Here is a 12,901-nt window from a genome sequence, read left to right as displayed (position 1 = left end):
AGATTCCCATGCCCACGACCTACACCATCTCCGAGCTGGCCCGCGAACTGGACGTCACCACCCGCGCCATCCGCTTCTACGAGGAGCAAGGCATGCTCAGCCCCGAGCGCCGTGGCCAGGAGCGCATCTACAGCGCCAAGGACCTGGTAGCCCTGAAGCTGATCCTGCGCGGCAAGCGCATCGGCTTCTCGCTGGCCGAGTGCAAGGAGCTGATCGACCTCTACGACCCCAGCAGCGGCAACACCAGGCAGCTGCAGACCTTCCTCGACAAGATCACCGCGCGCCGCGCGCAGCTTGAGCAACAGTTGCTCGACATCGAGCAGATGAAACTGGAACTGGACACGGCCGAGGAGCGCTGCCTGGCGGCCATGGCCGAGACCGACAAACCCCGCAAGCAGCGCGCCACGAGCTGACCTCGCCGCCCTGCCCGCTCTCTCATCCGCATATAAATACAAGTACAGGTGATTCCATGAGCTACCCCTCCCTCAACTTCGGCCTCGGCGAAACCATCGACATGCTGCGCGAGCAGGTGCAGGGCTTCGTCGCCAGCGAACTGGCCCCGCGCGCCGCACAGATCGACGCCGACAACCTGTTCCCCATGGACATGTGGAAGAAGTTCGGCGACATGGGCCTGCTCGGCATCACCGTGGCGGAGGAATACGGCGGCGCCAACATGGGTTACCTGGCCCACGTCATCGCCATCGAGGAAATCAGCCGTGGCTCGGCGTCGGTCGGCCTGTCCTACGGGGCGCATTCCAACCTGTGCGTCAACCAGATCAAGCGCAACGGCAACGCCGAACAAAAGGCCAAGTACCTGCCCAAGCTGATCAGCGGCGAGCACATCGGCGCCCTGGCCATGAGCGAGCCCAACGCCGGCTCCGACGTGGTATCGATGAAGCTGCGCGCCGAGAAGCGCGGCGACCGCTTCGTCTTGAACGGCAGCAAGACCTGGATCACCAATGGCCCGGATGCCAACACCTATGTGATCTACGCCAAGACCGAACCGGAAAAAGGCGCCCACGGCATCACCGCGTTCATTGTCGAGCGCGACTGGAAGGGCTTCAGCCGTGGCAGCAAATTCGACAAGCTGGGCATGCGCGGCTCGAACACCTGCGAGCTGTTCTTCGATGATGTGGAAGTGCCGGAAGAGAACGTGCTGGGCGCGGTCAACGGCGGCGTGAAGGTGCTGATGAGCGGCCTGGACTACGAGCGCGTCGTCCTCGCCGGCGGCCCGATCGGCATCATGCAGGCGTGCATGGACGTGATCGTTCCCTACATCCACGACCGCAAGCAGTTCGGCCAGAGCATCGGCGAGTTCCAGCTGATCCAGGGCAAGGTCGCCGACATGTACACCCAGCTCAACGCCAGCCGCGCCTATCTCTATGCCGTGGCGCAGGCCTGCGACCGTGGCGAAACCACCCGCAAGGACGCCGCCGGGGTGATCCTCTACACCGCCGAGCGCGCCACGCAAATGGCCCTGGACGCCATCCAGATACTTGGCGGCAACGGCTACATCAACGAGTTCCCCACCGGCCGCCTGCTGCGCGACGCCAAGCTCTACGAGATCGGCGCCGGCACCAGCGAAATCCGCCGCATGCTGATCGGCCGCGAGCTGTTCAACGAGACCCGCTGAGCAGCCTGAGAGCACCCTCACCCTAACCCTCTCCCGGAGGGTTAGGGAACTGAGCGGTGCCGGCTGAACCTTCAGCGTTCCGATTGCGCCCCCTCTCCCTCAGGAGCGGGGCGCGCAGCCAGGGTCGGGGTGAGAGAAAAGCCCCCGCACCGAGCTCAACCTGATGGAGCCCCCATGGCCATCCTGCACACCCAGATCAACCCGCGTTCCCCCGACTTCGCCGCCAACGCCGCGACCATGCTGGAGAACGTCCAGGACCTGCGCGCCGTCCTCGGCCGCGTCCATGAAGGCGGCGGCGCCGCCGCCCAGGCCAAGCACACTGCGCGCGGCAAGCTGCTGGTGCGCGAGCGCATCAACCGCCTGCTCGACTCAGGCTCCCCTTTCCTCGAAGTCTCCGCCCTCGCCGCCCATGAGGTGTACGGCGAAGACGTCGCCGCCGCCGGCGTGGTCGCCGGCATCGGCCGCGTGGAAGGCGTGGAGTGCATGATCGTCGGCAACGACGCCACGGTAAAAGGTGGCAGCTACTACCCGCTGACCGTGAAGAAGCACCTGCGCGCCCAGACCATCGCCCAGCAGAACCGCCTGCCGTGCATCTACCTGGTGGACTCGGGCGGCGCCAACCTGCCGCGCCAGGACGAGGTGTTCCCCGACCGCGAACACTTCGGCCGCATCTTCTTCAACCAGGCCAACATGAGCGCCCAGGGCATCCCGCAGATCGCCGTGGTGATGGGCTCCTGCACCGCCGGCGGCGCCTACGTGCCGGCGATGAGCGACGAGACCATCATGGTGCGCAACCAGGCCACCATCTTCCTCGCCGGCCCGCCGCTGGTGAAGGCCGCCACCGGTGAAGTGGTGAGCGCCGAGGACCTGGGCGGCGCCGACGTGCACTGCAAGACCTCCGGCGTCGCCGACCACTACGCCGAGGACGACGAACACGCGCTGGCCATCGCCCGCCGCTGCATCGCCAACCTCAACTGGACCAAGCAGGGCCAGCTCAACACCCTCGCCCCGCGCGCGCCGCTGTACGCCGCCGACGAGCTGTACGGCGTGATCCCGGTGGACAGCAAGCAGCCCTTCGACGTGCGCGAGATCATCGCCCGCCTGGTCGACGGCAGCGAATTCGACGAGTTCAAGGCGCTGTTCGGCACCACCCTGGTGTGCGGCTTCGCCCACCTGCACGGCTACCCGGTGGCGATTCTCGCCAACAACGGCATCCTCTTCGCCGAGGCCGCGCAGAAAGGCGCGCACTTCATCGAACTGGCCTGCCAGCGCGGCATCCCGCTGGTGTTCCTGCAGAACATCACCGGCTTCATGGTCGGCCAGAAGTACGAGGCCGGCGGCATCGCCAAGCACGGCGCCAAGCTGGTCACCGCGGTGGCCTGCGCCCAGGTGCCGAAGTTCACCGTGATCATCGGCGGCAGCTTCGGCGCCGGTAACTACGGCATGTGCGGCCGCGCCTACGACCCGCGCTTCCTGTGGATGTGGCCCAACGCGCGGATCGGCGTGATGGGCGGCGAACAGGCTGCCGGCGTGCTGGCCCAGGTCAAGCGCGAGCAGGCCGAACGCGCCGGCAACGCGCTGTCCGCCGAAGACGAGGCAAAGATCAAGGCACCGATCCTCGAGCAGTACGAGCGCCAGGGCCATCCCTACTATTCCAGCGCCCGCCTGTGGGACGACGGCGTGATCGACCCGGCGCAGACCCGCGACGTGCTCGGCCTCGCCCTCTCCGCCTCGCTCAACGCACCCATCGAAGCGACCCGCTTCGGCGTCTTCCGCATGTAAGGCCGCTGCCATGACCGATTATCAGACTTTCTCTTTTGAGAGCATCGAGCTCGATATCGACCCGCGCGGCGTCGCCAGCCTGTGGCTGAACCGCCCGGAGAAGAACAACGCCTTCAACGCACAGACCATCGCCGAGCTGATCCAGGCACTGGACACCGTGGCCAACGACGACCGCGTACGCCTCGTCGTGCTGCGCGGCCGTGGCCGCCACTTCTGCGGCGGTGCGGACCTGGCGTGGATGCAGGAGTCCGTGAAGCTGGACTACCAGGGCAACCTGAACGACGCCCAGCAACTCGCGGAGTTGCTCTACAACCTGCACCAACTGAAGAAGCCGACCCTCGCCATCGTCCAGGGCGCGGCGTTTGGCGGCGGTGTCGGACTGGCCGCCTGCTGCGACATGGTGCTGGCCGCCGAGGACGCGCAGTTCTGCCTGTCCGAAGTGCGCATCGGCCTGATCCCGGCCACCATCGGCCCCTTCGTCACCAAGGCCATCGGCCAGCGCGCCGCCACCCGCTACGCAATGACCGCCGAGCGCTTCAGCGGCATCCGCGCGCGAGAGTTGGGCCTGGTGGACGAAACCTATCCGGCGGCCGAACTGGACGACGAGGCCGAGGCCTGGACCGCCAACCTGCTGAACAACAGTCCGGCGGCCCTGGTGGCCTGCAAGGCGCTGTTCCACGAAATCGGCGCCGGCGAGCTCACCCCCGAACGCCGCCGCTACACCGAAGCCGCCATCGCCCGCATCCGCATCAGCCCCGAGGGGCAGGAAGGCCTGCACGCCTTCCTGGAAAAACGCAAACCGGCCTGGCAGGAGCAAGTCTGATGAAGAAGATCGATACCCTGCTGGTGGCCAACCGCGGCGAGATCGCCTGCCGCGTGATGCGCACCGCCAAGGCCCTGGGCCTGACTACCGTGGCCGTGCACAGCGCCACTGACCGCAACGCCCGCCACGTCGAGGAGGCGGACATCGCCATCGACCTGGGCGGCGCCAAACCCGCTGAAAGCTACCTGCGCGCCGACGCTGTGCTGGCCGCCGCGAAAGCTGCCGGCGCCCAGGCCATCCACCCCGGCTACGGCTTCCTCTCGGAGAACGCCGGCTTCGCCCGCGCCTGCGAAGAGGCCGGGCTGATCTTCCTCGGCCCGCCGGCCAGCGCCATCGACGCCATGGGCAGCAAGTCCGCCGCCAAGGCGCTGATGGAAACCGCCGGCGTGCCGCTGGTGCCCGGCTACCACGGCGAAGCGCAGGACTACGCCACCTTCCAGCGCGAAGCGCAGCGCATCGGCTACCCGGTGCTGCTCAAGGCCGCCGCCGGTGGCGGTGGCAAAGGCATGAAGGTGGTCGAGCGCGAGGCCGAACTGGCCGAGGCGCTGGAATCCGCCCAGCGTGAAGCGCAGTCCGGCTTCGGCGACTCGCGCATGCTGGTGGAGAAGTACCTGACCAAGCCGCGCCACGTGGAAATCCAGGTGTTCGCCGACCAGCATGGCCACTGCCTGTACCTCAACGAGCGCGACTGCTCGATCCAGCGCCGCCACCAGAAAGTCGTCGAGGAAGCGCCGGCTCCGGGCCTCTCCGCCGAACTGCGCGCCGCCATGGGCGAGTCCGCTGTGCGCGCGGCCCAGGCCATCGGCTACGTCGGCGCCGGCACCGTGGAGTTCCTCTACGACGAAGGCAGCGGGCAGTTCTTCTTCATGGAAATGAACACCCGCCTGCAGGTGGAACATCCGGTCACCGAAGCCATCACCGGCCTCGACCTGGTCGCCTGGCAGATCCGCGTCGCCCGTGGCGAGCCGCTGCCGATCACCCAGGAACAGGTGCCGCTGAACGGCCACGCCATCGAAGTGCGCCTGTATGCCGAAGACCCCGAAGGCGGCTTCCTGCCTGCCAGCGGCCACCTCGCGCTGTACCGCGAACCCACCGCCGGCCCCGGCCGCCGCACCGACAGCGGCATTCGCGAGGGCGACGACATCTCGCCGTTCTACGACCCGATGCTGGCCAAGCTGATCGCCTGGGGCGAGAACCGCGAGGAAGCGCGCCAGCGCCTGCTGTCGATGCTCGCCGAAACCGCCGTTGGCGGCTTCAAGACCAACCTGGCCTTCCTGCGCCGCGTGCTGGCCCATCCGGCCTTCGCCGACGGCGAGCTGGACACCGGCTTCATCGCCCGTTACCAGGACACCCTGCTGCCCGCTCCGACCGCCCTGCCCGAGCGCTTCTGGCAGCTGGCTGGCGAAGCCTGGGTGCAAAGCGAAGCCGCCCGCGTGCGCGGCGATGACGCCCATTCGCCCTGGTCCGCCCAGAGCGGCTGGCGCAGCGGCCTGCCGGGCGAGACCGACCTGCACCTGCTGGCCAAGGGTGAGTCGCACGTGGTGCGCCTGCGCCATGCCGACGGGCAGCGCATCGCCCAGCTCGAGGGTCAGTGGCTGGATGTGAAGGACGGCGAGATTCGCCGCCGCCATCAGGTGATCCGCCGTGGCGACAGCCTCTACCTGGAGTGGAACGGTGAACTGGTCAACGTGCAGCGTTTCGACGCCATCGCCGAGGCCGAAGCCGCGCATTCGCACCAGGGCGGCCTGGGCGCGCCGATGAACGGCAGCATCGTGCGCATCCTGGTCGAACCGGGGCAGAGCGTCGAAGCCGGCGCCGCACTGGTGGTGCTCGAAGCGATGAAGATGGAACACAGCATTCGCGCGCCGCACGCCGGCGTGGTGAAATCGCTGTATTGCAGCGAGGGCGAACTGGTGTCCGAAGGCACCGCGCTGGTCGAACTGGAAGAAGCGCCGGCCTGACACTGGCTCTGGTAGGGCGCATAACGCTCCAGCGTTATCCGCCGCCAGGCAACGGCGGATAACGCGTTCCGCTTTATGCGCCCTACTTGGCCGAAAGCTCCTGCGCCCTTCGCCCAAACCCAACGAGGACATTTCATGACACTGCCAACATCCGTCCGCCTGGTCGAAGTCGGCCCGCGCGACGGCCTGCAGAACGAGAAGCAACCCATCGCCGTCGCCGACAAGGTGCGCCTGGTCGATGACCTCACCGCCGCCGGCCTGGGCTACATCGAAGTCGGCAGTTTCGTGTCGCCCAAGTGGGTGCCGCAGATGGCCGGCTCGGCCGAAGTCTTCGCCGGCATCCGGCAGAAGGCCGGCGTCACCTACGCCGCCCTGGCGCCGAACCTGAAGGGCTTCGAAGCCGCGCTGGAGTCCCAGGTGAAGGAAGTCGCGGTATTCGCCGCCGCCTCCGAGGCCTTCTCGCAGAAGAACATCAACTGCTCGATCAAGGAGAGCCTGGAGCGCTTCGTGCCGGTGATGGAAGCGGCACGCCAGCACGGCGTGCGCGTGCGCGGCTATGTCTCGTGCGTGCTCGGCTGCCCCTATCAGGGAGAAGTGGACGCAGAGCAGGTCGCCGCCGTCGCGGCGGAACTGCACGCCATGGGCTGCTACGAAGTCTCCCTGGGCGACACCATCGGCGTCGGCACCGCCGGCGCCACCCGGCACATGTTCGACGTCGTCGGCCAACGCGTGCCGCGCGCGCAACTGGCCGGGCACTTCCACGACACCTATGGCCAGGCGACGGCGAACATCTACGCCAGCCTCCTGGAAGGCATTGCGGTGTTCGACAGCTCGGTCGCCGGCCTGGGCGGCTGCCCCTACGCCAAGGGCGCCACCGGCAACGTCGCCACCGAGGACGTGCTCTACCTGCTGGGCGGCCTGGGCATCCACACCGGCGTCGACCTGGACCAGCTGATCGACGCCGGCCAACGCATCTGCGCGGTGCTGGACAAGCCCAACGGCTCGCGGGTGGCCAAGGCGCAACTGTCCAAGCGCTGACGTCGACCGATCCTACAAGAGCCCCTCACCCTAACCCTCTCCCAAAGGGAGAGGGAACCGTTCGGCGCCGGCTGACACCAATGTGTCAGCCGGCACGGACTGCCCCCTCTCCTCGGGGAGAGGGCTGCGGTGAGGGGGAGCCGGTGACGCCGATTCACGGGGCTGCTCGCCGGCACACTCCCAGAACGTAGGGCGCCTGAAGCAGCGCGCTTCATCCAGCGCCGAGCCATCGGCGGATAACGCCTGTGGCGTTATTCGCCCTACCGGCTGACCTGATCTTCGCATCCCGGTACAGTGCGCCCTCTGCCCTCCCCGCGCACGGCCTGACCATGACCGACACCCACAGCCTCAAGGACTACCCCAGCGTCCGCCAACTGGCGATCCGCTCGCTGTTCGAGATCTTCGAGCAGTTCAGCGAGGGCACGGTGATCGTCGACCGCGAGGCGCGGATCGTCTGGATCAACCAGCGCTATGCGCAGCGCTTCGGCCTGGACAGTGCCGAGCAGGCCGTCGGCCGCCCGGTAGAACAGGTGATCCCCGGCAGCCTGATGCGCGAAGTGGTCAGCAGCGGCCGGCCGATGCTGCTGGACATCCTCGACATGGCCAAGGACCCGCTGGTGGTCATGCGCGTGCCGATCCGCGACGATGCGGGCGAGGTCATCGGAGGCATCGGCTTCGCCCTGTTCGACGAACTGCGTGCGCTGTCGCCCCTGCTCACCCGCTACCAGCGCATGCAGGCCGAGCTGGCCTCGACCCGTTCGCTGCTGCAGGCGCGGCAGGCGAAGTACAGCTTCGGCCACTTCATCGGCACCAGCCCGGCCAGCCTGGAAGTGAAGCGCCGCGCCCGCCGGGGTGCCGCCAGCGAGGCACCGATCCTGTTGCTGGGCGAGACCGGCACCGGCAAGGAACTGCTGGCCCACGCCATCCACGCGACCTCGCCACGCGCCGACAAACCCTTCGTCAGCCTCAACGCCGCCGCCATTCCCGAGTCCCTGCTGGAAGCCGAGTTCTTCGGTACCGCGCCGGGCGCCTTCACCGGCGCCGACCGCAAGGGCCGCGCCGGCAAGCTGCAGATCGCCCAGGGCGGCACGCTGTTCCTCGACGAGATTGGTGACATGCCGCTGACCTTGCAGAGCAAACTGCTACGGGTGCTACAGGAGAAGGAGTTCGAACCGGTCGGCTCGAACGAAGTCCTGCGCAGCGACATCCGCCTGATCGCCGCCACCTCCATCGACCTCGCTGCGGCCGTGCGCGAGGGACGTTTCCGCGCCGACCTGTTCTACCGCATCAACGTCCTGCCCATCGAGATTCCGCCGCTGCGCGAGCGCCTGGAGGATTTGCCGGCGCTGTGTGAAGCCATCCTCGACGGCCTGCGCGACGACCGCCAGACACTTTATGAACTGAACACCGATGGCCTCGCCCTACTCGCCCGGCACTCCTGGCCGGGCAACGTGCGCGAGCTGCGCAACCTGCTGGAGCGCACCGTGCTGCTGGGTGATCGCCCGCAGATCGACGCCGCCGCGCTGCGTTCGGCACTGGGCGAGTTGCAGCCACTGCCCGCCGCCTCGACGACACCGGGAACCCGTCTGGCCGAGGGGCAGGACTTCTACGCAGCACGGGATGCCTTCGAGCGCGAACTGATTGCCAACACCCTGGCCGAGCATGCCGGCAACGTCGATGCGGCCGCACAACGCCTGGGCCTGGGGCGCTCGACGCTGTACAAGAAAATGGCAGCGCTGGGCCTTCAGTCCTGAAAAAGAGACAAGTCTCAAAAAAGAGACAAACACTCCAAACTCTTGAATGATGGCCCCCAGGCGATTCAATCCGTCGCCTTGTCTCAAGGTAGAGACAAACCGCTTCTCCCAATCCACGAAAATCTCAAAATAAGACTTATAAATCAAATAGTTACAATCCTGGCACGGTCCTGGCTATGTCGCCTCTCGCGGCCTTCGCGCCGCACAGCCGACATAACAACAATCAACGCTGCCCGAACGCGAACAGACCCCAGCGGACACCACGGCTAGTCCCGCTTCGCATACGGCGCCGCGCCAGGAGATCACCCGATGAGCCGCTCCACGCTCACTCATGCCGCCGTCATCACCGCCCTCAGTTCCACCCTCGCCCTTTCGCCCCAGGCCTTCGCCGAATTCCTTGCCGACAGCAAGGCCAGCGTCGAGTTGCGCAACTTCTACTTCAACCGCGACTTCCGCCAGGACAACGCCGCGCAGTCCAAGCAGGACGAGTGGGCGCAGGGCTTCCTGCTGCGCTACGAATCCGGCTTCACCGAAGGCACCATCGGCGTGGGCGTCGATGCTATCGGTCTACTGGGCCTAAAGCTGGACTCCAGCCCCGACCGCGCCGGGTCCGGCCTGCTGCCGCGCGACAAGGACAAGGTCAACGGCGCGCCGGACGACTACAGCGAACTGGGCCTGACCGCCAAGCTGCGCGCCTCGAAGAGCACGCTGAAGATCGGCACCCTGCTGCCCAAGCTGCCCACCGTGCTGGCCAACGATTCGCGCCTGCTGCCACAGACCTTCGAAGGTGCGCACCTGAATTCCGCCGAGTTCGCCGGCCTGACCTTCGACGGCGGCCGCCTGCGCCAGGTGAGCCAGCGCGACTCGTCCAACCGCGAGGACATGACAGTCACCAGTGGCAGCGCGCGCGGCATCGTCGCCACCGACACCAGCGACCAGTTCGACTTCGCCGGCCTCAGCTACAAGTGGACGCCGCAACTCAACACCGGCTACAGCTACGCCAAGCTCGACGGGCTCTACGACCAGCACATCGTCAACCTGGTGCACGTACTGCCCATCGCCGCCGGCCAGTCACTGAAGACCGACCTGCGCTACGCCCGCTCCGACGACGACGGCCACAGCAACGTCGACAACCGCGCCTTCGGCGCCATGCTCACCTACACCCTCGGCGGCCACGGCTTCGGCGCCGGCTACCAGAAGATGAGTGGCGACACCGGCTTCGCCTACATCGGCGGCACCGACGCCTTCCTGGTCAACTTCGTGCAGATCGGCGACTTCGCCAACCGCGACGAGAAATCCTGGCAGGCGCGCTACGACTATGACTTTGCCGCCCTTGGCGTGCCCGGTCTGACCTTCATGACGCGCTACCTGTCCGGCGACAACATCGAACTGGGCGCCGGCAAGCCCGAAGGCAAGGAGTGGGAGCGCGACACCGACATCGGCTACGTGGTGCAGAACGGGCCGCTGAAGAACTTCGGCGTGAAGTGGCGCAATGCGACAGTTCGTTCCAGCCACTTCGGCAACGACCTCGACGAAAACCGCCTGATCCTCAGCTACGTGCTGCCGCTGTGGTGATCATCTGAGCGTCAGGCAGTCCCACTACAACAAGAACGACGCGCGGCCCGGAGCCGCGCGACAACTGGAGATACTTCGATGAGCGTGGTCATCGCCCTCGCGGCCCTCGCCCTGCTGATGCTCGCCGCCTACCGCGGCTACAGCGTGATCCTCTTCGCCCCCATCGCCGCGCTGCTGGCAGTGCTGCTCACCGACCCTTCCGCCGTGGCACCGGCCTTCACCGGGGTGTTCATGGAGAAGATGGTCGGCTTCGTCAAACTCTACTTCCCGGTGTTCCTGCTCGGTGCGGTGTTCGGCAAGCTGATCGAGCTGTCGGGCTTCTCGCGCTCCATCGTCGCCGCGGCCATCCGCCTGCTCGGCACCCGCCAGGCGATGCTGGTGATCGTGCTGGTCTGCGCCCTGCTCACCTACGGCGGCGTGTCACTGTTCGTGGTGGTGTTCGCGGTCTATCCGTTCGCCGCCGAGATGTTCCGCCAGAGCAATATCCCCAAGCGACTGATCCCGGCGACCATCGCCCTGGGCGCCTTCAGCTTCACCATGGACGCCCTGCCCGGCACCCCGCAGATCCAGAACATCATCCCCACTGCCTTCTTCAACACCACCGGCTGGGCCGCGCCCTGGCTGGGGGTGATCGGCAGCCTGTTCGTGTTCACCGTGGGCATGCTGTTCCTCCGCCGCCAGGCCGGCAAGGCGCGCGCGGCCGGTGAAGGCTACGGCAACGAACTGCGCAACGAGCCGGAAACCGCGGACGACATCCGATTGCCCAACCCGCTGCTGGCGCTCTCGCCGCTGGTGCTGGTGGGCGTCGCCAACCTGCTGTTCACCCACTGGATTCCCCAGGTCTACGGCAAGACCCACAGCCTGCAACTGGCCGGCATGGCCGCGCCGGTGGCCAGCGATGTGGCCAAGCTGACCGGCATCTGGGCGGTGCAGGCGGCGCTGCTGCTGGGCATCCTGCTGGTGCTGGTGACCAGCTTCGCGGTGATTCGCAGCAAGATCGCCGAGGGCAGCAAGACCGCTGTTTCCGGCGCGCTGCTGGCGGCCATGAACACGGCTTCGGAATACGGCTTCGGCGCGGTGATCGCCTCGCTGCCGGGCTTCCTGGTACTGGCCGAGGCACTGAAGAAGATTCCCGATCCGCTGGTCAATGAGGCCATCACCGTCACCACCCTGGCCGGCATCACCGGCTCCGCGTCCGGCGGTATGAGCATCGCGCTGGCGGCCATGTCCGAACAGTTCATCGCTGCCGCCCACGCCGCCAACATCCCGCTGGAAGTACTGCACCGGGTGGCGGCCATGGCCTCCGGCGGCATGGACACCCTGCCGCACAACGGCGCGGTCATCACCCTGCTCGCGGTCACCGGCCTGACCCACCGCGAAGCCTACAAGGACATCTTCGCCATCACCCTGATCAAGACCCTCGCGGTGTTCGTGGTGATTGGCACTTTCTACGCCACCGGCATCGTATAAACCTGTTGTTTTCCAGCGGTCGCCGCGCGGCGGCCGCTCCGTTGTAGAGGAGATTTGCATGACACTCAAGGGCAAGACCGCACTGGTCACCGGCTCCACCAGCGGCATCGGCCTGGGCATCGCTGCGCGCCTGGCCCAGGCGGGCGCCAATGTGGTGGTCAACGGCTTCGGCGACATCGACGCGGCCGTGCGCGAGCTGTCGGTGCACGGCACGCGCATCGGGCACCAAGGTGCGGACATGGCACAACCCGAGCAGATCGCCGAGATGATCGCCTACGTCGAGCGCGAGTTCGGCGGCCCCGACATCCTGGTCAACAACGCCGGCATCCAGCACGTCGCGGCGCTGGAAGACTTCCCCGTGGAGCGCTGGAACGCGATCCTCGCCATCAACCTCTCCTCGGTGTTCCACACCACCCGCCTGGCGCTACCGGGCATGCGCCAGCGCGGCTGGGGGCGCATCCTCAACATCGCCTCGACCCACGGCCTGGTCGCCTCCGCCGGCAAGAGCGCCTACGTGGCCGCCAAGCACGGGGTGATCGGCCTGACCAAGACCACCGCCCTGGAAACCGCCACCACGGCCATCACCTGCAACGCCATCTGTCCCGGTTGGGTGCTGACGCCGCTGGTACAACAGCAGATCGACGCGCGTATCGCCGCCGGCGCCAGCCCCGAACAGGCGCGCCACGACCTACTGGCGGAGAAGCAGCCGTCGCTGGACTTCGTCACCGCCGACCAGCTCGGCGAGCTGGCGCTATTCTTGTGTTCTGAAGCTGCCGCCCAGGTCCGCGGCGCCGCCTGGAACATGGATGGCGGCTGGGTCGCCCAGTGACTTGAGGGTTCTTGCGGCGCTTCGTGACATGCTGCG

At 67.1% G+C, this 12,901-nt stretch carries 9 protein-coding genes and 1 pseudogene; all 10 read left to right on the top strand.

Annotation, left to right across the window (positions count from 1 at the left end):
• The first annotated feature begins 8 nt into the window (after positions 1–8).
• The 10 genes and pseudogenes from GJV37_RS09290 to GJV37_RS09245 all read left to right on the top strand — a co-directional run bounded on the left by GJV37_RS09290 (position 9) and on the right by GJV37_RS09245 (position 12,865).
• Positions 9–413 carry a MerR family transcriptional regulator gene (locus GJV37_RS09290; protein WP_024765595.1) on the top strand — a complete coding sequence of 135 codons (405 nt, stop codon included), beginning with the start codon at positions 9–11 and terminating at the stop codon, positions 411–413.
• A gap of 56 nt (positions 414–469) precedes the next feature.
• Entirely contained in the window at positions 470–1,633 is a 1,164-nt protein-coding gene (locus tag GJV37_RS09285) for an isovaleryl-CoA dehydrogenase (protein WP_024765596.1), read from the top strand.
• A gap of 174 nt (positions 1,634–1,807) precedes the next feature.
• The gene (locus GJV37_RS09280) at positions 1,808–3,415 is read left to right on the top strand and encodes a carboxyl transferase domain-containing protein (protein WP_193452370.1); all 1,608 of its coding nucleotides are present in this window, start codon (positions 1,808–1,810) and stop codon (positions 3,413–3,415) included.
• Positions 3,416–3,425: 10 nt separating this feature from the next.
• Entirely contained in the window at positions 3,426–4,238 is an 813-nt protein-coding gene (locus tag GJV37_RS09275) for a gamma-carboxygeranoyl-CoA hydratase (protein WP_193452369.1), read from the top strand.
• Positions 4,238–6,199 carry an acetyl/propionyl/methylcrotonyl-CoA carboxylase subunit alpha gene (locus GJV37_RS09270; RefSeq protein ID WP_193452368.1) on the top strand — a complete coding sequence of 654 codons (1,962 nt, stop codon included), beginning with the start codon at positions 4,238–4,240 and terminating at the stop codon, positions 6,197–6,199. The genes GJV37_RS09275 and GJV37_RS09270 overlap by 1 nt, the downstream gene beginning before the upstream one ends.
• Positions 6,200–6,334: 135 nt before the next feature.
• Positions 6,335–7,237 (top strand): hydroxymethylglutaryl-CoA lyase, encoded by a 903-nt coding sequence (locus GJV37_RS09265; protein ID WP_037018116.1) that lies wholly within the window; start codon positions 6,335–6,337, stop codon positions 7,235–7,237.
• Between the two features lie 329 nt (positions 7,238–7,566).
• A pseudogene (locus GJV37_RS09260) lies at positions 7,567–9,037 on the top strand (sigma-54 interaction domain-containing protein).
• A 263-nt stretch (positions 9,038–9,300) separates the two neighbouring features.
• On the top strand, positions 9,301–10,566 hold the full coding sequence (locus GJV37_RS09255; RefSeq protein WP_193452367.1) for an OprD family porin: 1,266 nt from the start codon (positions 9,301–9,303) through the stop codon (positions 10,564–10,566).
• Positions 10,567–10,644: 78 nt separating this feature from the next.
• Positions 10,645–12,036, top strand: coding sequence for a GntP family permease (locus tag GJV37_RS09250; protein WP_193452366.1), 1,392 nt, complete (start codon positions 10,645–10,647; stop codon positions 12,034–12,036).
• 58 nt (positions 12,037–12,094) lie between these two features.
• On the top strand, positions 12,095–12,865 hold the full coding sequence (locus GJV37_RS09245) for a 3-hydroxybutyrate dehydrogenase (protein ID WP_084359763.1): 771 nt from the start codon (positions 12,095–12,097) through the stop codon (positions 12,863–12,865).
• The last annotated feature ends 36 nt before the right edge of the window (positions 12,866–12,901 follow it).

Origin of the sequence: Pseudomonas nitroreducens, from assembly GCF_010994165.1 — a bacterium.
GTDB classification, from domain to species: Bacteria; Pseudomonadota; Gammaproteobacteria; order Pseudomonadales; family Pseudomonadaceae; genus Pseudomonas; species Pseudomonas nitroreducens.
Note: the sequence above shows the minus strand (reverse complement) of the source record. Positions and strands in the feature narration are given on the sequence as shown.